The sequence below is a fragment of the Intestinimonas massiliensis (ex Afouda et al. 2020) genome (genome assembly GCF_001244995.1).
GTDB classification, from domain to species: domain Bacteria; phylum Bacillota; class Clostridia; order Oscillospirales; family Oscillospiraceae; genus Intestinimonas; species Intestinimonas massiliensis.
In genome coordinates this window covers 2,170,585-2,193,811 of sequence record NZ_LN869529.1, presented here as the reverse complement: position 1 = coordinate 2,193,811, position 23,227 = coordinate 2,170,585, and the positions used below count along the sequence as shown (strand labels likewise).

The following is a 23,227-nucleotide window of genomic DNA, read 5'->3' as shown; positions in this document are numbered from 1 at the left end:
GCGGCCAGCCCGGTGCGGAGCGGGGTGGGGCGGACGGCCCCTTCGGTGAGCGGCCGTTCGGGGGATATGGGATCACCTCGTTTCCATCGGGTTCAGGGAAGGCGATCGGCAAACCGCCGCCCGTCGCTTTCGTTCAGGTCCAGCCCGGTGAGGTACCGGCGGACGAGGTCAAAGGCGCTGCCCGCCGCCCGGATGCGGATGCTCTCCCGCACGCCGCCCAGGTGGAGTTCCCGGACATGGCAGAAGTCCGGTCCGGCCAGCGCCACGTAAACCAGTCCCACCGGATTGCCCCGGTCGTCGGGGTCGGGGCCGGCCACGCCGGTGGTGGAGACGGCCAGGTCGGCGCCCAGCACCCGGCGGGCCCCCCGGGCCATGGCTTCGGCCACCTGGGGCGACACCGCGCCGAATTGGTCCAGCAGCTCACGGGGCACCCCCAGCACGCCGTGCTTGACCTCGTTGGTATAGCTCACCACGCCGCCCTTGAACACGCCGGAGGCCCCGGGCAGATCGGTGATGCACTTGGCCACCAGCCCGCCGGTACAGGATTCCGCCGCGCCCAGGGTCAGCCCCTGGGCCTCCAGCAGGGCGAAGGCCACGGCCTGGATGCTGGGCACATCGGCGCCGTAGACCACGTCGCCCAGCAGAGCGCGCAGCTCCGCCTCCACCGGGGCGATCAGGTCCCGGGCCTGGGCCTCCACCGGGGCCTTGGCGGTGATGCGCAGCTCCACCTCCCCCTCCTTGGCATAGGGGGCCAGGGTGGGGTTGGTCATGGCGTTCATCCGGTCCCGGAGCAGAGACTCCACGGCGGACTCCCCCATACCGAAGATCCGCAGCGAGCGGGAGAGAATGGTGCCGTCGGCCAGATTTTGCAGATAGGGCAGGGCCCGGTGGGTGAACATCTCCCGGCACTCCCGGGGTGGACCGGGGAGCATGACCACCCGGACCCCCTCCGCTTCGAAGGCGCAGCCGGGGGCAGTGCCCCAGTCGTTGGAGAGAACGGTGCAGCCCTCGGGCAGCATGGCCTGCTGGAGGTTGTTCTCGGTCATGGGCCGGCGGGCGTGGAGCTTTTGAAAATAGGCACGGATGCGCTGGGCCGACGCCTCGTCAAAGACCAGCTTTTTGCCGAAGGCGGCGGCCAGTACGTTCTTGGTCAGATCGTCACAGGTGGGGCCCAGGCCGCCGGTGGTGATGAGGATGTCGGCCCGCCGCTTGGCGATCTCCACCGCGGCGCGCAGCCGCTCCGGGTTGTCGCCCACCACCGTGTGGTAGAAGACGTTGATGCCGATGCCACTGAGTCCCTGGGAGATCATTTGGGCGTCGGTGTTGGCGATGTTGCCGAGGAGCAGCTCGGTGCCCACGGCGATGAGTTCGGCTGTGTGGGACATGATAAAAGCCTCCGTATGCCAACGCCGGGACGGCGGCGAGTGCCGCCGCCCAATGTGCAGCGCCAGCAAAGCATTTCCGCAGGACGGATTCATTCCGCCCGAGGATGTGGAATCAAAGGGAGCCCTGCATGATCGGGGATCGCGCGGGGAATTGGCTCCGCGGCCGGCCGCCCCTACCCGATCTTTACCCGCTCGGTGGCGTCCAGGGCTTCCTGCACCAGGGCCTCCACGTCCAGGACGGCCTCGGCGGCCTCGATCTCGTCCAGGTGGGGCCGGGTGCGGGGGTGGCGGGGCGTAAAGACGGTGCAGCAGTCCTCATAGGGGAGGATGGAGGTCTCGAAGGTGCCGATTTTTCGGGCGATGCGGACCACCTCCTCCTTGTCCATGCCCACCAGAGGCCGGAACACGGGCAGGGAGGCGACCGCTCCGGTGACCGCCATGGCGTCCATGGTCTGGGAGGCCACCTGGCCCAGAGACTCGCCGGTGACCAGGGCCCGGCAGCCGGTGCGGCGGGCCATACCCTCGGCGATGCGCATCATGAACCGGCGCATCAGCAGGGTAAACAGCTCCTCCGGACAGGCGCGGCGCAGCTCCTCCTGGATGTGGGTGAAGGGGACCACGTGGACGATGAGCCGCCCGGTCCAGGGGGTCAGCAGCCGGGCCAGGTCCAGCACCTTCTCCTTGGCTTCAGGGGAGGTGTAGGGGTAGGAGTAGAAGTGGACCATCTCCAGGGCCACCCCCCGCTTGGCCATCATCCAGGAGGCCACCGGCGAGTCGATGCCGCCGGAGAGCAGGGACATGGCCCGCCCGCTGGTGCCCACGGGGAGCCCGCCCGCGCCGGGCTCGGGGTCGGCGTGGACAAAGGCGGCGTAGTCCCGGACCTCCAGGTGGATGGTCAGCGCGGGGTTGTGGACGTCTACATGCAGGTTGGGGTAGAGTTCGTCCAGCTCGCCCCCCACCCACTGGGAGAGCTGGATGGAGGTCATGGGAAAGGACTTGTCGGCCCGCTTGGACTCCACCTTAAAGGTCTTTTCCCCCACCAGATTGCCGGCCAGATAGGTCCGTACCGTCTCCAGCATAGCCTCCTTGGTCTTGGCGCAGGCCTTGGCCCGGCTGACACCCACCGCGCCGAAGACCTTCTTGGCCACGTCGTAGGCGGCATCCATGTCGCACTCGTCGCTGAGGGGCTCGATGTAGGTGGTGGACTGGCGGGAGTAGACCCGGAATTTGCCGTGGGACTTGAGCCGCCGGGCCAGGTTGGATTTCAGCTTGTCCTCAAAGGTGTAGCGGTTGGCCCCCTTCAGGACCAGCTCGCCCAGCTTGAGCAGGATCATTTCGGTCATGGGTACAAGCTCCTTTATGTTTTAACATGTTTCAGCGCTGTAAATATCCGCTGGCCCGATACTGGATGGCCTCCGCCAGGTGCGAGACCTGGATGGGGCCGCCGCCCTCCAGGTCGGCGATGGTGCGGGCCACCCGCAGGATGCGGTCGTGGCTCCGGGCGGTGAGGCCCATGCGCTCGTAGGCCCCCTTCATCACGGCCCGGCAGTCCTCGTCCAGGGCGCAGCAGGCCAGCAGCTCGGGGGGACCCATGTGGGCGTTGCAGTCGGGGCCGTCCGGACCGAACCGAGCGGTCTGGATGGCCCGGGCGGCATTCACCCGACGCCGGATGGCGGCAGAGGACTCGGCCTGCCCCCGGCGGGAGAGCTCCTCATATTCCAGGGGCGGCACATCCACGTACAGGTCGATGCGGTCCAGCAGGGGGCCGGACAGTCTGCCCAGATACCGCTCCACCTCGCCGGGGGAGCAGCGGCACCGGTCCGAATAGCCGTACCAGCCGCATTTGCAGGGGTTCATGGCGCACACCAGCATGAACCGGGCGGGGAACACCTCGCTGCCCGCTGAGCGGGAGATCTGGACCTGCCCGTCCTCCAACGGCTGGCGCAGGGCCTCCAGCACGTCCTTGTGGAACTCGGGCAGCTCATCCAGAAAGAGCACCCCGTTGTGGGCCAGGGAGATTTCCCCCGGCCGGGGCAGCGGGGTCCCGCCGCCGGACATGCCGGTGGCGGAGATGGTGTGGTGGGGGGAGCGGAAGGGCCGCCGGGTCAGCAGGGGCCGGTCCCTGCCGGTGAGGCCCAGCACCGAGTGGATGGCGGTGGCCTCCAAGGCCTCCCGCTCGGTCATGCCGGGCAGGATGGAGGGCAGCCTCCGGGCCAGCATGGACTTGCCGGAGCCGGGCGGACCCACCATGGCGATGTTATGGCCCCCGGCGGCGGCGATCTCCAGTGCCCGCTTCACTGGGGCCTGCCCCTTTACGTCGGCAAAGTCGGGGCCGCCCCCGGCCTCCGGCGGCGGCTTCCAGGGCCGGGCAGGGGAGAGGGGCTCCTCCCCCCGCAGATGGCGGACCAGTTGGGAGACGTGCTCCACCGGGTAGACGGCCAGCCCTCCGGCCAGGGTGGCCTCGGGGGCGGAGTCCGCCGGGACGTACAGCGCCCCGATGCCCGCGCGCCGGGCCGCCAGGGCCATGGGCAGCATCCCCTGCACCGGCCGCAGCTCCCCGGACAGGGAGAGCTCCCCCACAAAGGCGGCCTGCCGCGTCCAGTCCCCGTCGGGGAGCTGCCCGCCGGCCCGCAGGAGCCCCACCAGGATGGGCAGGTCGTACACCGTGCCCGCCTTGCGCCGGTTGGCGGGGGCCAGGTTGACGGTGATGCGGGAGACCGGGAAGGAAAACCCGCAGTTCTTCACCGCCGAGCGCACCCGCTCCCGGGCCTCCTTGACGGCGGCGTCGGGGAGTCCGACGATGTCGAAGTTGGGCAGACCGCCGGACAGGTCGCACTCCGCCGTCACCTCATAGCCGGTCACGCCCTGAAGCCCCAGGGAACGCAGCTTGCACAGCACCCGGATCACCACCCCTTCTTCCCATGCAGGCTTTCTTTTTAAACATAAGAAATGGGTTGCACCAACCGTCCGGCGGCTGATGCAACAAATATTATAATACCTGATTAATCCATGGTTTTCAAGGCGAAAGAGCGCGTATTTTCGTCAAATCAAGAACGAGGGACCAACTTCGCCAAATTGGAAGGACCAATTTTGGGCTCAATGCCGAAATTAAATTCTGGTAAGATAATTGTATTTACATATGTGTTCCGTGGTGATAAGATAAGGAACGAAAAGTGGAGTGGCATCCATTTGAATAAGGAGGAACGATAAACATGGCAAGAAATAAGAAGTCCATGGACGGCAACACCGCCGCAGCGCACGTATCCTATGCGTTTACCGAGGTGGCCGGCATCTACCCCATCACCCCCTCCAGCCCGATGGCCGACAACGTTGACCAGTGGGCCGCTGCGGGCAGAAAGAACATTTTTGGCACTACCGTGAAGGTGGTGGAGATGCAGTCCGAGGCCGGCGCCGCCGGTACTGTGCACGGCTCCCTGAACGCGGGCGCCCTGACCACCACGTACACCGCTTCTCAGGGCCTGCTGCTGATGATCCCCAACATGTATAAGATCGCCGGCGAGCTGCTGCCCTGCGTTTTCCACGTCTCCGCCCGTACCGTGGCCGCCCAGAGCCTGAACATCTTCGGCGACCACTCCGACGTCATGGCCTGCCGCCAGACCGGCTTCGCCATGCTGGCCGAGACCAACCCCCAGGAGGTCATGGACCTGGGCGCCGTCGCCCACCTGGCCGCCATCAAGGGCCGCGTCCCCTTCCTGAACTTCTTTGACGGGTTCCGTACCTCCCACGAGATCCAGAAGATCGAGATCTGGGACTACGACGACCTGAAGGATATGGTGGACATGGACGCCGTCAAGGCCTTCCGCGAGCGGGCCCTGAACCCCGAGCATCCCACCATGCGCGGCTCCCATGAGAACGGCGACATCTTCTTCCAGCACCGCGAGGCCTGCAACAGCTACTACGAGGCGGTCCCCGAGATCGTCGAGGAGTACATGGGCAAGGTCAACGCCAAGCTGGGCACCGACTATCAGCTCTTCAACTACTACGGCGCCGCCGATGCCGACCGCGTCATCATCGCCATGGGCTCCATCTGCGACGTGACCGAGGAAGTCATTGACTACCTGAACGCCCACGGCGAGAAGGTCGGCCTGGTAAAGGTCCGCCTGTACCGGCCCTTCCGCGCCGACAAGCTGCTCTCCGCCATCCCCGCCACCGCCAAGAAGATTGCCGTGCTGGACCGCACCAAGGAGCCCGGCGCCCAGGGTGATCCCCTGTATCTGGACGTGGTGACCGCCTTCGCCAACGCCGGTCGTCAGGCCACCATCATCGGCGGCCGTTACGGCCTGGGTTCCAAGGATACGCCTCCCCGCAGCGTGTTCGCCGTGTATGAGGAGCTGGCCAAGGACGCCCCCAAGAAGGAATTCACCATCGGCATCGTGGACGACGTCACCGGTCTGTCCCTGCCCGAGCACGACTGCCCCAACACCGCCGCGGCCGGCACCATCGAGTGCAAGTTCTGGGGCCTGGGCGGTGACGGTACTGTGGGCGCCAACAAGAACTCCATCAAGATCATCGGCGACCACACCGACAAGTACGTCCAGGCGTACTTCCAGTATGACTCCAAGAAGACCGGCGGCGTGACCATCAGCCACCTGCGCTTCGGCGACAAGCCCATCAAGAGCCCCTACTACATCAACAAGGCCGACTTCGTGGCCTGCCACGTCCCCGCTTACATCATCAAGGCATTCCCCATGGTCCGCGACGTGAAGGACGGCGGTACCTTCCTCATCAACTGCCAGTGGTCGGATGAGGAGATCGACAAGCACATGCCCGCCGTGGCCAAGCGCTACATCGCCGAGCACCACATCAACGTCTACACCATCGACGCCATCGACCTGGCCGCCAAGATCGGCATGGGCAAGCGCACCAACACCATCCTGCAGTCCGCCTTCTTTGCTCTGGCCAACGTGATGCCCCAGGCAGAGGCCATCGGCTACATGAAGGACGCCGCCACCCACTCCTACCTGAAGAAGGGCCAGGACGTGGTGGATATGAACCACAAGGCCATCGATACCGGCGCCACCGCCTTCAAGAAGTTCAATGTTCCTGCCTCCTGGGCCACCGCCGAGGATGTGAAGAAGGAAGAGAGCCTGGAGGGCCGCGCCGAGACCGTGAAGATGGTCCAGGAGATCATGGAGCCTGTGGGCCGCATGGACGGCGACAGCCTGCCCGTCTCCGCCTTTACCAAGCACGTGGACGGCACCTTCGAGCAGGGCGCCGCCGCCTATGAGAAGCGCGGCGTGGCCGTGAACGTGCCCGTGTGGGACGAGACCAAGTGCATCCAGTGCAACCAGTGCTCCTACGTCTGCCCCCACGCCACCATCCGTCCCTACGCGCTGACCGAGGAGGAGGCCAAGAACGCCCCCGAGGCCGCCAAGATCGTGGATATCAAGGCCGGCAAGGGTAAGGGCGTCTACAAGTTCTCCCTGGCGGTCAGCCCCCTGGACTGCATGGGCTGCTCCGTCTGCGTCAGCGTCTGCCCCGTGAAGGCGCTGGAGATGGTGCCCCAGGAATCCCAGGCCGCTCAGCAGCCCGTGTTCGACTACATGGTGGCCAAGGTGGCCGACAAGCCCGACGTGGCCGACACCACCTCCGTTAAGGGCAGCCAGTTTAACCAGCCTCTGCTGGAGTTCTCCGGCTCCTGCGCCGGCTGCGCTGAGACCAGCTACGCCCGCCTGATTACCCAGGTCTGCGGCGACCGGATGTATATCTCCAACGCCACCGGCTGCTCCTCCATCTGGGGCGGTCCCGCCGCGACCTCTCCCTACACCGTCAACAAGTGCGGCCATGGTCCCGCCTGGGCCAACTCCCTGTTCGAGGACAACGCCGAGCACGGCCTGGGTATTTTCTACGGCCAGAAGGCTATTCGTGACCGCCTGGCGGAGCAGACCAAGGCCCTGATCGCCATCGACTACACCGACGACGCCATCAAGGCGGCCGGCCAGGAGTGGCTGGACACCATGGCCGACGGCGCTGCCAACGGCGAGGCGACCAAGAAGTATGTGGCCGCTCTGGAGGCCGTTGTGAAGGCCGACTGCGGCTGCGAGGCCTGCACGCTGGGCCGCGAGATCCTGGCCAGCAAGGAGTACCTGTCCAAGAAGTCCATCTGGATCTTCGGCGGCGACGGCTGGGCCTACGACATCGGCTACGGCGGCCTGGACCACGTCATCGCCTCCGGCGAGGACGTGAACATCATGGTTTTCGACACCGAGGTGTACTCCAACACCGGCGGTCAGGCCTCCAAGTCCACCAACTTCGGCGCTGTCGCTCAGTTCGCCGCGGCTGGCAAGGCTACCGCCAAGAAGTCCCTGGCCGAGATCGCCATGCAGTACGGCTACGTCTACGTGGCTCAGGTGGCCATGGGCGCTAATCCCGCCCAGACCCTGAAGGCCATCAACGAGGCCGAGGCCTATCACGGGCCCTCTCTGATCATCGGCTACGCCCCCTGCGAGATGCACTCCATCAAGGGCGGCATGGCCAACTGCCAGAGCGAGATGAAGAAGGCCGTGGACTGCGGCTACTGGAACCTGTTCCGGTTCAACCCCGCTCTGAAGGCCGAGGGCAAGAGCCCCTTCACCCTGGACTCCAAGGCCCCCGCCGGCGGCTATCAGGAGTTCCTGATGAACGAGGCCCGCTACTCCGCACTGACCCGCTCCTTCCCCGAGCGCGCCAAGGTGCTGTTTGCCGAGTCCGAAGAGTCCGCCAAGGCCCGCTACGAGCATCTGGTCAAGCTCCAGGCTCTGTACGCCTAAGCGGCAAGTCAAGTAAAAAACGGAAGGCCGCCCCGTCGCAAGACGGGGCGGCCTTTTTGAGCTACCGGCCGGAATTCAGGGTGCGATTTCCGGTGGAGCGGGGAACAGTCGATGCGGAGGATGAGGGAATATTGCCGGTGCCCAGACCATAGGGGCCCGCGGGAACCTGCCCCACTCCGGGGACATTGACGGTGGGTACGCTCAGCGGGCCGCCGGTCTGACCCGGTCGCTGGCCGGGCAGATAGAAGGTGACGAATTTGACCGAGAAGATGTCGCAGACCACAAAGGTCTGGGTGAGCTCCTCGTAGAGGGTCAGATAGCTGCGGCCCACACTGTAGAGGATGCCCTCCTTCTGCGTCATGGCCTGGGTGCCCACCAGAAACTCGCAGACCACAAAGTTGCCCAGGTTGTCGGACAGAATCTGCTGCATGGAGCCGCGCATGGCGTCGGTGTTGAAGTTCTCATCCGGCGGCGTCACCAGCCCACCGTTTTCATTGGCGCGGTTGAGGGCGATGTCCCGCATACCATCGGGATAAAATTGATTCATAGACACATTCTCCTCCTGTTATGTATCGGCGTAAGCCTCGGTGGGATTGTAAAAACAGTGGTTGCCGATGCGCACCACAAACTCCCCCACCCGGGAGGGAAAGTTCGGGCGGCAGCTTGGGACAAAGGGATTGAAGTACCACAGGGCAAAGCCTAGGTTGGTCAGCCGGTTTCCCGCTATGGCCCAGTTGGCGATGTCGTAGTGGATCTCCTCCACCGACATGTTGTAGATGTTTTGGGCATTGTACTGTCCCCGAATGGTCTCCCGGGCGCAGTCGAACTGGCCGGGCTGGTAGATGACGGCCCGGATGGTGGGCTCCAGCCGCCCGTATTCGCCGTAGCTCACGTTGACCCGGTTCATCACCACGCAGGCCACCGCTTTCATGCCCTGTTCGCCCTCGCCTCCGGCCTCGCACTGGATGATGCGGGCCAAAAGTTCCAGATCTGTCATAGGGTCGCCTCCTGGAAAGGATAATCTAAGCCGGCAGTGTACTGTCCTCCAGCGGTTCCGCCTCCTGCTCCGCCGCCGCGCTGCCGCCGGAGCAGCACGCCACGAAATCCAGGTCCATCAGCCGCATGATACCCGCCAGGAGCACAAAGAGGGAGGCCCACAGGTTGACTGTGGCGGAGCGCCGGGCCACGCAGTCGTCCCCCTGCTCCGCCTGCTGCCAGGCGTTGAGCGCCAGGCACAGAAAGAAGCCGAGGGAGCCCACCACCATGGCGGAGGCTCTCCGCTTGATGGGATAGACGTCAGGCAGGCCGGCGGCGGCCTCGGTATCTCCCAATATCGTGAGGCAGAGCCCCCGACGCTGGATGACCACGGTGTAAAAAGACAGCAGCACCGACGCGATGAGGATGAGCAGGAAGCCCAGCGACTGGTCCACGATCCCCAACTGCTGCCGCAGGGTATCCTCCTCCATGGCACGCCGTCTCCCTTCACCTGATTCCTGTTATCATTCTATCCAGATTGGGCGATGGGGTGCATCTTTTGGGCAAAAACAAAAAAACCAGCGTCCCGGCCCAAGCCGGGACGCTGGTTTTTTCAATGCATAGACGGGGCAGCTCAGTCCTGCCGCTAGACCTTCTGGAGGCCGCGCCAGTAAGTGCGGTCCCGCTCGTTCAAGGGCCGCAGAACCCGGCAGGGGACGCCCGCCGCCAGAACGCCGGAGGGAATATCGCGGGTGACCACCGCACCGGCGGCGATCACCGCACCCGCCCCAATGGTGACGCCGGGGAGGACTACCACGCCGCCGCCCAGCCAGACGTCGTCGCCAATGGTGATGGGACCGCCGTTTTCCAGCCCGCCGGCCCGGACCTCCGGGTCCAGGGGGTGCCCCGCGCCGTAGAGCCCCACCCGGGGACCAAACAGCACCCGGTTGCCGATGGTGACCGGACATACATCCAGGATGATGCAGTCGTAGTTGGCGTAAAAATCCCGCCCCACCGTGATGTTGCCGCCGTAGTCACAGCGGAAGGGGGGCTCGAGGAAGGCGTTCTCCCCCACGCCGCCCAGCAGCGCCTCCAGCAGGCGGCGGCGCTCCTCCGGCTGGTCCTCGGCGGTCTGGTTGTAAAGCCGGGTCAGCCGCCGCGCCTCCTGCCGCAACCGGAAAAGCTCCGGGTCGGCGGCGGAGTAGAGCCCGCCGGACAGCATGCGCTCCCGCTGGGTCATACGCTCACTCCCTTGTCCCGCCGAATTCGGTGAGGGTCAAGGCCTTGTTCTTGTCCGCCACCCAGTTGATGGACCACTGGGAGGCGAAGAGCAGAAGCTGACGTCCCTTATAATCCTCCACCAGCTTCACGTCGGTGCCCAGAATCAGGTCCTCCTCCTTCAGCGGCTCGTCCCCGTCGTGGTCGATCCAGCGCAGATACTCGTAGGGCAGGCCCTCCATATAGAGGTCCACGCCGTACTCGTTTTTCAGCCGGTACTCCAGCACGTCGAACTGCAGGGTGCCCACCACGCCCACGATGACCTCCTCCATGCCGGTGTAGGGGGTCTTGAAGATCTGGATGGCGCCCTCCTGGGCGATCTGCTCCATCCCCTTGAGGAACTGCTTGCGTTTCATGGTGTCCAGCGGCCGCACCCGGCGGAAGTGCTCCGGGGCGAAGGTGGGGATGGGGTCGAAGCGAAACTTCCGGCCCGGGGCGCACAGGGTATCTCCGATGGAGAAGATGCCCGGGTCGAACACGCCGATGATATCCCCGGCGTAGGCCTCTTCGATGATCTCCCGCTCGGCGGCCATGAGCTGCTGGGGCCGGGAGAGCTTGAGCTTTTTGCCGCCCTGGACGTGATAGACCTCCTTGTCGGCGTCGAACCGGCCGGAGACCAAGCGCATGAAGGCGATGCGGTCCCGGTGGGCCTTGTTCATATTGGCCTGAATCTTGAACACAAAGGCGGAGAAATCGTCGTCCGTGGAGTCCACCAACTGCTCGCCCGCCGTGCGGGGCAGGGGCGGCGTGGTCATGCGCAGGAAGTCCTCCAAAAAGGGCTCCACGCCAAAGTTCGTGAGAGCGGAGCCGAAGAACACGGGGGAGAGCTTGCCGTGGCGCACCCGGTCCATGTCAAACTCACAGGAGGCGCCGTCTAAGAGCTCAACATCGTCGGAGAGCTGGCTGCGGAACTTGGCGCCGATGAGACCGTCCAGCCCCGGGTCGTCCAAGCCCACCTCCACCGCCGTGGCCTGCCGGGCCCCGCCGTTGGAGGTAAAGTGGATGATCTCCCGCTTGTTCCGGTCGTAGACGCCCTGGAACTCCTTGCCGCAGCCGATGGGCCAGTTGACAGCGTAGGTGTCGATGCCCAGCTCCTTTTCGATCTCCTCGCACAGCTCGAAGGGGTCCCGGGCCTCCCGGTCCATCTTGTTGATGAAGGTGAAGATGGGGATGTCCCGCATGACGCAGACCTTGAAGAGCTTCCGGGTCTGGGCCTCCACGCCCTTGGCCGCGTCGATGACCATGACGGCGGAGTCGGCGGCCATGAGGGTGCGGTAAGTGTCCTCGGAGAAGTCCTGGTGGCCGGGGGTGTCCAGGATGTTGATGCAGTATCCCTCGTACTGGAACTGCATCACCGAGGAGGTGACCGAGATGCCGCGCTGCTTTTCGATCTCCATCCAGTCGGAGGTGGCGGCGCGGGCGTTCTTCTTGCCCTTGACCACGCCGGCCTGGGCGATGGCCCCGCCGTAGAGCAGGAATTTTTCGGTCAGAGTGGTCTTACCAGCGTCGGGGTGGGAGATGATGGCAAAGGTCCTGCGCCGGGAGATTTCGGATTCATATTTGGACAAAGGGTTTCCCTCCATTTAGATTCAATTCAGTCAGCTACAGACGCACGTTACATCGGGTAAACCCTCCAAACAGCAGAAAAGTTGGACAGAAAATTATATCATGCGCCGCAGGAGATTGCAAGGGGGACGGAGAGGTGCAACCCCGCACCGAAGGACCCGGAAGGGGTGAGGAGGGGAGCAAATTGAAACTGACACAGCATTTTCTGACCCAAAACGACTGCTATCAGGCAGGGCGGACCATCGTACCCAGGGGGATCATGGTCCACTCCACCGGGGTGGCCCAGCCCGACGTGGAGGTCTTTCTCAAAAGCTGGGACCGGCCGGGCGTGAACGCCTGCGTCCACGCCTTCGTCCATACCGGCGGTGTGGTGCAGACTCTGCCCTGGGACCGGCGGGGCTGGCACGCGGGCACGCCCCGGGCCGGGGGGACCTCGGCCAACAACACCCACATCAGCTTTGAGATCCTGGAGCCTGCGGGGCATACCTACCGGGGCGGTACCATGGTGGGCTACGACGCGGAGCGGAACGCCGGCTATTTCGCCGCCGTCTATCGCAATGCGGTGGAGCTGTGCGCCATGCTGTGCAGGCGGTACGGCCTGGACCCCATGGAGGACATCCTGGACCATTCCGAGGGGTATGCCAGGGGGATCGCCAGCAACCACGGCGACGTGGCCCACTGGTTTCCCAGACATGGCAAGCGTATGGACGATTTGCGCGGCGACGTGCGGGCGGCGCTGCGGGGAGAGGGGGAGGAATCCATGACACAGGAGCAATTTGATACCATGTTTGCCAGGGCCATGGCGGAGTATACCGCCCGGGCGGAGAAGGAGTCCGCCAGCGGCTGGGCCAGGGACGCGTGGGAGCGGGCGGAGGCCCGGGGCGTGTTCGACGGTACCAAGCCCCGCACCGCCCTGACCCGGGAGCAGGCCGCCCTGGCGCTGGAGCGGCTGGGGCTGCTGGAGTGACAGGGGGTTTTGCTTTCGTGCCCCAGAATATGGAATAGACGGCTTCGGACCTGCACATGCTAAGGGTCCAGATCACCAAAAGGAGCGAAACGCCATGTCCACCTTGGAAGAGCTGTACCGCACCCTGCTGAAATCCGCCGTCACCGGCAATGGTGTGCCCGACCCGGAGGGAGCGGACCCCGGGGAGCTGGACTGCCTGCTCCACCCCGAGGCGCACCCGCCGGTGTGGCGGACCGGCCGGTGTACCTGTGGGGAGGGGGAGGCCCCCTGCGCCGCCGCCTGCCTGTTCGACGCCATCGTCCGGGATGAGAAGGGGGAGCTGACCGTGGACCCGGACCGCTGCGCCGGATGCGCGGCCTGCATCGCGGCCTGCCGCTCGGGCCGCCTCACCGCCAGCCGGGACGTGCTCCCCGCCCTGGACGCCCTCAAGCACGCCACGGGACCGGCCTACGCCCTCATCGCCCCGGCCTTCCTGGGCCAGTTTTCCGCCGAGGTGACACCGGGCAGGCTCCGCTCCGCTTTCAAGGCCTTGGGCTTCTCCGGTATGGTGGAGGTGGCGCTGTTTGCCGATGTGCTCACCCTGAAGGAGGCGCTGGAGTTCGACCGCAACGTCTGCACAGAGGCGGATTTTCAGCTCACGAGCTGCTGCTGTCCCCTGTGGATCGCCATGATCCGGAAGGTGTACCATCAGCTCATGCCCCATGTCCCCGGGGCAGTCTCCCCTATGATCGCCGCCGGACGCACGGTGAAACACCTCCACCCCGACGCGCTGACGGTCTTTGTGGGGCCCTGCCTGGCCAAGAAGGCGGAGGCCCGGGAGCCGGACCTGCGGGGGGCGGTGGACTATGTGCTGACCTTTCAGGAGATGCAGGACATTTTTGACGCAGCGGGTATGGATCCCGCCGCGATGGAGGAGGCCGAGCGGGACCACTCCTCCCGAGCGGGGCGGATCTACGCCCGGACGGGGGGCGTCAGCGAGGCGGTGCGGGCCACCGTGGAGCGGCTCCGCCCGGATCGGAGCATCCAGGTGCGTACCCGGCAGGCCGACGGCGTGCCCGCCTGCCGGGCCATGATGGAGGAGCTCCGGAAGGGGGAGCGCAGCGCCAACTTCTTCGAGGGTATGGGCTGCGTGGGCGGCTGCGTCGGGGGACCCAGGGCCGTCCTGGACCGGGAGACGGGCCGAAAAAACGTGGACCGCTACGGGCAGGCGGCGGAATACCCCACCCCGCTGGACAACCCCTATGTGCCGGAGCTGCTCCGCCGCCTGGGATTCGAGACGGTGGACGCCTTTTTGGAGGAGAGCGACCTGTTTCTCCGCCGGTTCTGATCCGCCGCCCGTCCCGGCGTCGGACCCCGCCTTGCAATCCATCTGCAAATACCCTATAATGAGTTGCAACACGCGAGGAAGGATGTTGGCCGGTCGAAAGGCCGCGATGGGAGGCTCGACAAATGAAGAAACACACCGCATGGATCGCGGCCCTGCTCTGCCTGTTGGCGCTGACCGGGTGCAGGGCCGCCCCCGACTCCGGTTCCGAAGGGAGCAAAACCGCGTCCATTCCATTTCAGGAGGATCAACTCTATGCCGTGGCATATCTGGGGTATGGGGAGATCAACGATCTCGCCTTCTATACCGAGAACTATCTGGACGACGTGAATCTGCCGGTCCATTACCTGTCAAAGGGAGACTACTATCTGATCATACCGAGGTATGCGGACATGGAGGTGCGTCTGTACCGAAACGACATCGAGACGATGGGGACTACCCTGATCTATGAGGAGATGGCGTGCCGGCCATTCATCCTCCAGTGTAATGTCAGCGACATTTTCACGGATGCGACGATCTGCTTAACCAGGGAAACGGAAACGGTGGAATTCTCGCCATACATTTCCCTGGAGGATGGAAGCGTTCAGGTGGGAGACCGGGGCGTCGATATCACAAAATAGCGGGGAGCAGCAGGGCCTCCGAGCCCGGTTGACGGGCGGATGAAACTTGTGTTATTCTGAACAGGAACGTCAGAGATTCGCGCAATTGCAGAGAAAGGAACGACACATGACACACGACCGCACGCACTTCCGGCGCATCCCCGCCCTGCTTCTCCTGTTCGCCCTGCTCCTCCCCGCGGCCGTCCCCGCCCTGGCTGCCGGGCCCGAGGGACCCGGCGCCCTCAGCCAGGCGGGAGCGGACTTTCTCAAGGCCCGGGAGAGCTTTTCCGAGACCCCCTACACCGACGGGACCAACTGGTACGTGGGCTACGGCACCCAGTGTCAGGCCGGGGCCTATGCCGAAGGCATCACTGAAGAGGAGGCCGACCGGCTGCTGCGGGAGGCGGCCGCCGTCTGCGCGGCGGCGGTGGCGGACTTTCTGGAGGAGCACGGCCGGACGGTGGGCCAGAGCCAGTTCGACGCCCTGGTCAGCTTCACCTACAGCCTGGGCACCGGCTGGCTGTCCGGCAGCTCCGATCTGGCGGAGTTGCTGGCGGGGCCGGGGGATACATACGACACGCTGGAGACCGTCAATGCCTTCGGCGTCTGGTGCCACGCCGGGGGACAGGTGGTAAAAGGCCTGGCCCGGCGGCGCATGGAGGAGGCCGCCCTGTTCCTCTGGGGGGACTACAGCGGACAGGCGGCCGGGAACTTCACCTATCTGGTCTTTGACCCAGGCGAGGGAGAGATGGCCAGCGACGTGATGTTTTACCAGGCTGGCCAGCCCTACGGTGCCTTCCCCGACGCCCGGCGGGAGGGCTATGCCCTGGAGGGCTGGCGCAGGCCGGAGGGGGGCGCTCTGCTGGCCGGCATGCCCGCGGGGGAGAGCGGGACGGTGGAGGCCCTGTGGCGGAAGCTCGGCCCGGCCGAGAGCCCCTACCCCGACCTGGATGCCGGGGCATGGTATTACGACTATGTGTGTGCCCTCAGCGGGCAGGGCATCGTCTCCGGCTATCCGGACGGCACCTTTGACCCATCCGGCTCGGTGACCCTGGGGGAGGCCCTCAAGCTGGTGCTGCTGGCGGCGGGATATGAGGAGCAGGCTCCCGCCGGGGGGCACTGGAGCAGCGGCTATGCCGCCCTGGCCCGGACCGAGGGACTGCTCACCGCCGGGGAGCTGGCCGAGCTGGACGGGACAGTCAGCCGCCTGACGGTGGCTCGGCTGACCGCCGGGGCCCTGGGGCTGGCCCCCGCTTCGGGCCCGTCCCCCTTTGCCGACGCTGACGACGCTTCGGTGACGGCCCTGTACGAATGGGGGATTCTGGAGGGCAGCGAGGAGAACGGCCGGCGCCTTTACAAGCCTGCCGACGGCATCCGCCGGGCGGAGCTCAGCGCGCTGATCTGGCGGGTGAACTGCCTGCGGGCCGGGGAGACCGGCAAGGCCCAGATCACCTACGGCGCCTATACGGTGGACGTGCTGGAGGGCGTGCCTGTCAACGGCTATGACCCGGCGGCCTTCCGCCGGAAGGGCAGCGTGATGGAGTATGCCGCCGGGGAGACCCGCCTGGGAGTGGACGTGTCCTCCTACCAGGGCGACATCGACTGGGCCAGGGTCAAGGCCGACGGCGTGGATTTTGCCATCCTCCGGGTGGGCGGGCGCGGCTATACCGAGGGCGGTCTCTACGCCGATACGAAGTTCGAACAGAACCTCCAGGGGGCCCTGGACGCCGGCCTGGAGGTGGGGGTGTACTTCTTCTCCCAGGCCATTACGGTGAAGGAGGCCGAGGAGGAGGCCCGGTTCGTGCTGGACAAGATCCGGGGCTATGCGCTGACCGGCCCCGTGGTTTTTGATTGGGAGGCGCTGGGGAAGAGCGAGGCCCGGACCTACGGTCTGGACACCGATACCCTGTGCCGGTGCGCCCTGGCCTTCTGTGAGCTGGTGGAGGAGGCGGGCTACACCCCCATGATCTACCTCACCTCCTACGCGGGCTATGTCAAGTACGACCTGAGCCGCGTAATGGATTATCCTTTCTGGTTTGCCGAGTATGACAAGGCGGCGCCCACCTTTTACTACCACTTCCAGATGTGGCAGTATACCTCCAAGGGAAGCGTGGACGGCATCCAGGGGAATGTGGATATGAATCTCTGGTTCGGCGCGTAGCGCGCCTGCATGGCAAAGGCCCTGGGGTCCTATGGTCCCAGGGCCTTTTGTCATGGGTTTATGCAACCTTAATGGGGGCAGGGCAGTCCAAACGATATCCTTATCCGTTTGGCGCTCTACTCGGAACGTAAAAAGACAAAGGAGGAATCGCAGTGGAGATCGTATTGGGCTGCATCGGCGTTCTGACGGTGCAGAACTTCGTTTGGCTGCCAGCGGTATCGCGGTGCGTGGTGCCTGATTCGGGGGTTGACCCGGGCCAGGGCAGAGGGCAACTTCTGGCAGTAAAGGCTGCCACCCAGGCGCCGGAGGAGGTCTCCAGAGTCACATACCAGACGATGGACATCTGCACCAGGGGGGAGCCGAACAGAGTGATGCACTGACTGACCAGAAACAGGAGCGCCCTACGCCTCCAGTGGGAGGACGGCCGACTTACCGGTCCTGTTTGGCCTTCACGGCCCGCAGCTCGATGTATCCGCGCTCTCCCCGGGGCTCAAGCTGGATGCGGGGGCTGGACGGGTCCCACACCCGGCCAATGACCGTAGGATCATAGCGGTCCATGGCCTGCCGGACGGCGGAGATGGCCTGGCAGTAGTCCTCCTCCCGGAAGGGTTCGCCCTGGAACATCAGATAGTCCGCGGCGGGCAGGCGTATGACGTCAAAGCCCTCCGGCACCGGCCCTTCATAGTCGGCGGCCGCCTCCACGCCCTGCACGTAGGTGGAGGTGCCGGGGGTTTTGTAGGCATCCGGCAGCCACAGACAGACCGGCTCGCCGCACAGGGAATCCATGCTGGCCAGCAGCCCCCATACGTCGCACCCCACCTCCTCGCAGTAGGGGAAATAGTCCTCCGCCTGGACGCCGCGCTTGATGATCACCTTGCGCTCCGGCTTGTGGATGATTTGAAGAAAAACGCTTCGTATCGGTTCCATGTCGATTGACTCCTTTCGCAATGCCCGAAATTTGACGCCGTAGGGGATGAAGAGAGGAATGGGAACGGGCTGCCTGGCGTAAGCGCCGGGGTTGCAGCCGAACTCCCGCAGGAAGGCCCGCTGATAGCCGTCCACGCTGCCGAAGCCCAGGTCGTAGGCCACGTCGATCACCCGGCAGTTCTCCCGTTTCAGGCGCAGCGCCGACTGGGAAAGCCGCAGGCGCCGGATGTAGTCGGCGGGCGTAAGGCCGGTATGCTGGTGGAACAGGCGGTAGGAGTGCCACGGAGAGAAGCGGGACACCCGCGCCAGGTCGGCTGTGGTGATGGCCTCGTCCATATGGGTCTCGATGTACTCCTGCATCCGCTGTACGGCCAGGATCTGTTCCGTCATCCTCTCACCACCTCCAGGGTATGGCTATTCTACGGCATCCCGCGCAGGAAGGCTCGACGTTTCTTGCCAAACGCACGGCGGGTTTCGCCATTCTTGCGCAAATTGCCGGGGCAGCTAATTTAGCTGCCCCGGCAATTTCTTCTTTTCCTTGGGCGGAAAGGTCCGGTCGAAGGCGTCCACATCGGCGTCCGCCACCCGGTAGCCCTCCGGGTCCCGGTAGGTGCCGGTGACGCCTGTCAGGAATCCGGGCCGCAGCTCCTTGACCAGGAAGAAGGGCGCCTCCTCCCCACGGGGAAGGCCGGCATAGTAGATGCCCCTGGAATGACCGCCGGCAAAGCCGAAGCGGGCATAATAGCCCGGATCGCCGGTAATGGCTACGGCTCCACAGCCCAGCGCCTGCGCCTTCTCCAGGGTAAAGCGGATCAGCTTGCTGCCCAGCCCACGGCCCTGGCGCTCCGGATGGACGCTGACCGGACCGAAGACCAGAATGGGGATGGTCCGCCCGTCGTCAGCCGCGATCTCGGCGCGGCTGTACATAATATGGGCGGCAATCTGTCCGTCCTCCTCCAGCACGCAGTCCAGTTCACGCACAAATTCCGGACGGCTGCGGAATTGGTGCAGGACATAGTGCTCCGAGCATCCGGGACGGTACTTGTTCCAAAATGCCTCCCGGGTCAGGCGCTCTACCGCGGAAAAGTCGCGGGGCTCCTCCAGACGGATGTTCATGGCGTCCCTCCTACAGTCCGGAGGCAGCCGTCTCCGCCCATGAGCGCGGTCATCTCCTCGATGCGCTCCAGGGGGAAGGGGGGGTGACCCAGGGGCTTCATGGCGATGCTCATCAGCTTCATGGGGTTGTCGTCGGCGGCCACCCGGTTGGACGAGAGGGCGCCACAGCGGCGGCAGCGGTGGATGACGGCCCACTCGCCCCCCCTGCGGACCCAGACGGCCACGGGGTCCATGATGCCGCCGCAGTCGGAGACCCGATCTCCGGGCTCCACGTCCACATGGAGGCTGGAAAGGCAGTTGGGACAGTGGTTGCGGTGGTCGCTGCCCGCCCCGGCGGGGGTCACGGGCCGCCCGCAGACCTTGCAGGTAAAGCCTTCGCGGCAGGGGTGAGTCTTATAGTAACCGGTCTCGTATTGCTTGCGCTTGTGTTCACGGTTCATGGTGATGATCCTCCAAAAAGTGATTTGAGTTCCTTTTGGGAGGATTGCGGAGAGCGTCAGTCGCAAACCTCCCGGCTTGCCACACGCTCCAAATCACAGTAGAAATAATTCAAAAACATACTCCTTTGTTTCGTTGATTCAGCCGCCGCGCGGCGGCGCTGCCGCCTCCGCGCCTCTTCAGCATACCGCAGAATTCCTCCGGATGCAAGTGGAAAATGCTCGTGCCGCCCTTACCGCTCCAGCGCGCGGATCAGATTGACCATCTCGATGGCCCCCTGCGCGCACTCGGCGCCCTTATTTCCGGCCTTAGTACCGGCGCGCTCGATGGCCTGCTCGATGGTGTCGGTGGTGAGCACCCCGAACAGCACGGGGACCCCGCTGCTCAGGGAGGCCTGGGCAAGGCCCTTGGAGACCTCGCTGCACACGTAGTCATAGTGGCTGGTGGAGCCCCGGATGACGGCGCCCAGGGCGATGACGGCGTCGTACTTGCCGCTCTGGGCCAGCTTGGAGGCGATCAGCGGGATCTCAAAGGCGCCCGGCACCCAGGCCACTGAGATGTCCGCGGCGTCCACGCCGTGGCGCAGCAGGGCGTCCTCGCAGCCGCTGAGCAGCTTGGAGACGATGAATTCGTTGAACCGGGCGCACACCACGCCCACCTTGATGCCTTCGGATACCAGCTTGCCCTCGTAGATGTTCATGTGTTTTTCCTCCTGCGTTTAATAATTCAGAATGTGGCCCATGCGGTGCTGCTTGGTCTGCAGATAGAACAGGTCGTCCTGGGTGGCCTCCATCTGGATGGGGACCCGCTCCACGATCTCCAGTCCGTAGTCGGCAAGCTGATAGACCTTGTCCGGGTTGTTGGTCAGCAGCCGCAGGGTCCTGGCCCCCAGATCGTGGAGGATCTGGGCCCCGATGAAGTATTCCCGCAGGTCTCCGGCGAAGCCCAGGGCCAGATTGGCCTCCAGGGTGTCCAGACCCTGGTCCTGGAGGGCGTAGGCCTTCAGCTTGTTCAGCAGCCCGATGCCCCGGCCCTCCTGCCGCATGTAGAGCAGCACGCCCCGGCCCTCCTGCTGAATCTGGGTCATGGCGGCGGCGAGCTGCTCCCCGCAGTCGCACCGCCGGGAGCCGAAGGTGTCCCCGGTGAGGCACTCGGAGTGGACCCGGCACAGGAGGTTCTCTCCGTCCCCGATCTCCCCCTTGACCAGAGCCACATGGTGCTCGCCGTTGAGTCTGTTGCGGTAGCCGCAGGCGGTAAAGTCGCCGTACTTGGTGGGAAGCCGGGTGACGGCCACCTGCTCCACCAGCTTCTCGTGGCGCTTGCGATAGCTCTGCAGATCCCGGATGGTGATGAACTTCAGCCCCCACTCCGCTGCCTTCTGCTGCAGCTCGGAGGCGCGCATCATGGTGCCGTCCTCCCGCATGATCTCGCAGCACAGCCCGCACTCCTTCAGCCCTGCCAGCCGGCACAGGTCCACCGTGGCCTCGGTGTGGCCGCTGCGCTCCAGCACGCCGTGAGGCTTGGCCAGCAGAGGGAACATGTGGCCGGGGCGGCGGAAATCCTCCGGCCGGGCGTCCTCCTCCACGCACTTCAGGGCGGTGACCGACCGCTCGGCGGCGGAGATGCCGGTGGTGGTGGAGACGTGGTCGATGGAGACAGTAAAGGCGGTTTCGTGGTTGTCGGTGTTGTGGGAGACCATCTGGGGAAACTGCAGCTTCTGGATGTACGCCGCCGACATGGGCATGCAGATGAGCCCCTTGGCGTGGGTGGCCATGAAGTTGACGTTCTCCGTGGTGGCGAACTGGGCGGCGCAGATGAGGTCCCCCTCATTCTCCCGGTCCGGGTCGTCGGTGACCAGGATCAGACGCCCCTGCCGGAGCTCCTCCAGGGCCTCTTCAATGGTGTTGTACGGAAACATGACGGTTCCTCCTTAGAATCCATTTCGGGCTAAAAAGTCCAGGGTGATGCCGCCGGCAGGCGGGTCCGTTTCGGCCTTCGGCCGGGGTAGCAGCAGCTTTTCCACATATTTGCCGATCACATCCGTCTCCAGATTGACCACGTCGCCGGGGCGCTTGCGCCCCAGCACGGTGACGGCGGCGGTGTGGGGGATGAGGGAGACGGAGAAGCGGTCCGCCTCCACCCGGGCCACCGTCAGACTGACGCCGTCCATGGTGATGGAGCCCTTCTCTACCACGTACCGCAGCAGGGAAGGGGCGGCCTCCACCGTGTACCACACGGCGTTGTCGTCCCGTCGGAGGGCGGCCAGGCGGCCGGTGCCGTCGATATGACCGGAGACGATGTGCCCCCCGAAGCGGCCCCCCGCCGCCATGGCCCGCTCCAGGTTCACCCGGCTGCCGACGGTCAGGCTCCCCAGGGAGGAGCGGTCCAGGGTCTCGTGCATGACGTCGGCGGTGAAGCCTGTGTCATCCAGACCGGAGGCGGTCAGGCAGACGCCGTTCACCGCCACGCTGTCCCCCAGCTTCAGGTCGGAGAGCACCGCCGCCGCGCCGATGGAGAGCACCGCCGAGCGGGCCCCCCGCCGGATGGCGCGGATTACGCCCATCTCCTCAACGATTCCCGTAAACAGGGCCGTCCACCTCGCTTTCCCATAAAAAATCTTCCCCGACGGGGGTAACGACGGTGTTTTTCAGCCGTACGGCCTGGGCGGGGAGGGCTGCGCCCCGCCCCATCACCGGAGACGGGGCCTCCGCCCCGCCGAAGAGCTTGGGGGCGATGTACGCCTGGACCTTCTGGACGATTCCAGCCTCCAGCGCCGACCAGTTCAGCGTACCGCCGCCCTCCAGCAGCACGCTGTCGATGTCCGCGGCGCCCAGCCGCTCCATCAGGACGTCCAGGTCCACATGGCCGTCCCGGGCGGGGAGGACCCAGACCCGGCATCCGGCGGCCTCGTAAGGGGCGCGCCGGGCCGCGTCCCCGCAGGCGGTGGCCAGGATGGTGGGAACGGCCCGGGCCGTTTGAACGATCCGGCTGGTCAGGGGGGCGCGCAGCCGCGTATCGCAAATCACCCGCAGGGGATTTTTGCCTCCCTCCATCCGGCAGGTGAGCAGGGGATCGTCCGCCAGCACGGTACCCACCCCCGCCAGAATGGCGGTGCAGCGGTGCCGGTCCTGATGGACCCGCCGCCGGGCGGCCTCCCCAGTGATCCACTGGGAGGCCCCGGTGCGGGTGGCGATTTTTCCGTCCAGGGTCATGGCATATTTCATGACCACATAGGGCCGCCGGGTCCGAATAAAGTGGAAAAACACCTGGTTCAGGGCCTGGCACTCGGCCTCCAGCACGCCGGTCTCCACCGCCACGCCGTTTTTCCGCAGGAGCTCCAGTCCCTTGCCCGCCACCAGGGGATTGGGGTCGCCGGAGCCGGCCACCACCCGGGCGATCCCGGACGCCAGGATCGCCTCGGTGCAGGGGGGCTGCCGGCCGTGATGGCAGCAGGGCTCCAGCGTCACGTACAGAACCGCCCCCTGGGGGGATTCCGCGCAGTTTTGCAGGGCGTGGCGCTCGGCGTGGAGGGCACCGCACCGGGCATGCCAGCCCCGGCCGATGATCCGGCCCTCCTTGACGATGACGGCGCCCACCATCGGGTTGGGGGACGTCCAGCCCTGGCCCCGCTGTGCCAGCTCCAGGGCCAGACGCATATAGTCGCTGTCCTTCATGGTCCGCCTCCAAGCAACAAAAAATGCCTTGAACGGATGGTTCAAGG

21 protein-coding genes are annotated in these 23,227 nt (G+C 65.4%); 6 read left to right on the top strand and 15 right to left on the bottom strand.

Translation table 11 applies throughout. The features are described from left to right. Positions 1 to 92 precede the first annotated feature (92 nt). The 3 genes from BN2154_RS14510 to BN2154_RS14500 form a co-directional block, all read right to left on the bottom strand. Positions 93 to 1,385 (bottom strand): competence/damage-inducible protein A, encoded by a 1,293-nt coding sequence (locus BN2154_RS14510; RefSeq protein ID WP_050619459.1) that lies wholly within the window; start codon positions 1,383 to 1,385, stop codon positions 93 to 95. Between the two features lie 173 nt (positions 1,386 to 1,558). Then, positions 1,559 to 2,728: a tRNA uracil 4-sulfurtransferase ThiI gene (gene thiI / locus BN2154_RS14505; RefSeq protein ID WP_050619458.1), complete on the bottom strand. Its 1,170-nt coding sequence runs from the start codon at positions 2,726 to 2,728 to the stop codon at positions 1,559 to 1,561. A 31-nt stretch (positions 2,729 to 2,759) separates the two neighbouring features. Beyond that, positions 2,760 to 4,283, bottom strand: coding sequence for a YifB family Mg chelatase-like AAA ATPase (locus BN2154_RS14500; RefSeq protein WP_050619656.1), 1,524 nt, complete (start codon positions 4,281 to 4,283; stop codon positions 2,760 to 2,762). A gap of 314 nt (positions 4,284 to 4,597) precedes the next feature. Here BN2154_RS14500 and nifJ point away from each other — a divergent pair, with 314 nt between their 5' ends. Further along, positions 4,598 to 8,155: a pyruvate:ferredoxin (flavodoxin) oxidoreductase gene (gene nifJ, locus BN2154_RS14495; RefSeq protein WP_050619457.1), complete on the top strand. Its 3,558-nt coding sequence runs from the start codon at positions 4,598 to 4,600 to the stop codon at positions 8,153 to 8,155. 61 nt (positions 8,156 to 8,216) lie between these two features. Here the strand turns inward: nifJ and BN2154_RS14490 are convergent, their stop codons facing one another. The 5 genes from BN2154_RS14490 to BN2154_RS14470 all read right to left on the bottom strand — a co-directional run bounded on the left by BN2154_RS14490 (position 8,217) and on the right by BN2154_RS14470 (position 11,976). Then, positions 8,217 to 8,702: a hypothetical protein gene (locus BN2154_RS14490; RefSeq protein WP_050619456.1), complete on the bottom strand. Its 486-nt coding sequence runs from the start codon at positions 8,700 to 8,702 to the stop codon at positions 8,217 to 8,219. Positions 8,703 to 8,720: 18 nt separating this feature from the next. Further along, positions 8,721 to 9,152, bottom strand: coding sequence for a cell wall hydrolase (locus tag BN2154_RS14485; protein WP_050619455.1), 432 nt, complete (start codon positions 9,150 to 9,152; stop codon positions 8,721 to 8,723). Positions 9,153 to 9,177: 25 nt separating this feature from the next. Beyond that, the gene (locus BN2154_RS14480) at positions 9,178 to 9,621 is read right to left on the bottom strand and encodes a hypothetical protein (RefSeq protein WP_195892366.1); all 444 of its coding nucleotides are present in this window, start codon (positions 9,619 to 9,621) and stop codon (positions 9,178 to 9,180) included. A gap of 155 nt (positions 9,622 to 9,776) precedes the next feature. After that, positions 9,777 to 10,370 carry a sugar O-acetyltransferase gene (locus BN2154_RS14475; RefSeq protein WP_050619454.1) on the bottom strand — a complete coding sequence of 198 codons (594 nt, stop codon included), beginning with the start codon at positions 10,368 to 10,370 and terminating at the stop codon, positions 9,777 to 9,779. 4 nt (positions 10,371 to 10,374) lie between these two features. Continuing rightward, positions 10,375 to 11,976: a peptide chain release factor 3 gene (locus BN2154_RS14470; protein WP_195892365.1), complete on the bottom strand. Its 1,602-nt coding sequence runs from the start codon at positions 11,974 to 11,976 to the stop codon at positions 10,375 to 10,377. Between the two features lie 182 nt (positions 11,977 to 12,158). On the opposite strand from BN2154_RS14470, the gene BN2154_RS14465 reads away from it, so the two are divergent. The 5 genes from BN2154_RS14465 (at position 12,159) to BN2154_RS16595 (ending at position 17,405) form a co-directional block, all read left to right on the top strand. Then, complete coding sequence (locus BN2154_RS14465; protein ID WP_050619452.1) at positions 12,159 to 12,941, top strand: peptidoglycan recognition protein family protein; 783 nt, start codon at positions 12,159 to 12,161, stop codon at positions 12,939 to 12,941. A gap of 94 nt (positions 12,942 to 13,035) precedes the next feature. Continuing rightward, on the top strand, positions 13,036 to 14,268 hold the full coding sequence (locus BN2154_RS14460; protein ID WP_050619451.1) for a [Fe-Fe] hydrogenase large subunit C-terminal domain-containing protein: 1,233 nt from the start codon (positions 13,036 to 13,038) through the stop codon (positions 14,266 to 14,268). Positions 14,269 to 14,390: 122 nt separating this feature from the next. Then, positions 14,391 to 14,885 carry a hypothetical protein gene (locus BN2154_RS14455; protein ID WP_050619450.1) on the top strand — a complete coding sequence of 165 codons (495 nt, stop codon included), beginning with the start codon at positions 14,391 to 14,393 and terminating at the stop codon, positions 14,883 to 14,885. Positions 14,886 to 14,991: 106 nt separating this feature from the next. Beyond that, a complete protein-coding gene (locus BN2154_RS14450; RefSeq protein WP_050619449.1) occupies positions 14,992 to 17,025 on the top strand; it encodes a GH25 family lysozyme in 2,034 nt (677 codons plus the stop codon). Positions 17,026 to 17,177: 152 nt separating this feature from the next. Beyond that, on the top strand, positions 17,178 to 17,405 hold the full coding sequence (locus tag BN2154_RS16595) for a hypothetical protein (protein ID WP_050619448.1): 228 nt from the start codon (positions 17,178 to 17,180) through the stop codon (positions 17,403 to 17,405). 49 nt (positions 17,406 to 17,454) lie between these two features. Here the strand turns inward: BN2154_RS16595 and BN2154_RS14440 are convergent, their stop codons facing one another. From BN2154_RS14440 to ribD, 7 genes are all read right to left on the bottom strand, one after another. Then, on the bottom strand, positions 17,455 to 18,342 hold the full coding sequence (locus BN2154_RS14440) for a helix-turn-helix domain-containing protein (protein ID WP_050619447.1): 888 nt from the start codon (positions 18,340 to 18,342) through the stop codon (positions 17,455 to 17,457). A 114-nt stretch (positions 18,343 to 18,456) separates the two neighbouring features. Next, entirely contained in the window at positions 18,457 to 19,068 is a 612-nt protein-coding gene (locus tag BN2154_RS14435) for a GNAT family N-acetyltransferase (RefSeq protein WP_050619446.1), read from the bottom strand. Further along, entirely contained in the window at positions 19,065 to 19,508 is a 444-nt protein-coding gene (locus BN2154_RS14430; protein WP_050619445.1) for an RNHCP domain-containing protein, read from the bottom strand. Before BN2154_RS14430 ends, BN2154_RS14435 begins: the two co-directional genes overlap by 4 nt. A gap of 230 nt (positions 19,509 to 19,738) precedes the next feature. Next, positions 19,739 to 20,206 carry a 6,7-dimethyl-8-ribityllumazine synthase gene (gene ribH / locus BN2154_RS14425; RefSeq protein WP_050619444.1) on the bottom strand — a complete coding sequence of 156 codons (468 nt, stop codon included), beginning with the start codon at positions 20,204 to 20,206 and terminating at the stop codon, positions 19,739 to 19,741. A gap of 18 nt (positions 20,207 to 20,224) precedes the next feature. Continuing rightward, positions 20,225 to 21,424 (bottom strand): bifunctional 3,4-dihydroxy-2-butanone-4-phosphate synthase/GTP cyclohydrolase II, encoded by a 1,200-nt coding sequence (locus BN2154_RS14420; protein ID WP_050619443.1) that lies wholly within the window; start codon positions 21,422 to 21,424, stop codon positions 20,225 to 20,227. A gap of 12 nt (positions 21,425 to 21,436) precedes the next feature. Next, positions 21,437 to 22,093: a riboflavin synthase gene (locus BN2154_RS14415; RefSeq protein ID WP_050619442.1), complete on the bottom strand. Its 657-nt coding sequence runs from the start codon at positions 22,091 to 22,093 to the stop codon at positions 21,437 to 21,439. Beyond that, entirely contained in the window at positions 22,074 to 23,180 is a 1,107-nt protein-coding gene (gene ribD, locus BN2154_RS14410) for a bifunctional diaminohydroxyphosphoribosylaminopyrimidine deaminase/5-amino-6-(5-phosphoribosylamino)uracil reductase RibD (RefSeq protein ID WP_050619441.1), read from the bottom strand. Before ribD ends, BN2154_RS14415 begins: the two co-directional genes overlap by 20 nt. Positions 23,181 to 23,227 lie beyond the last annotated feature (47 nt).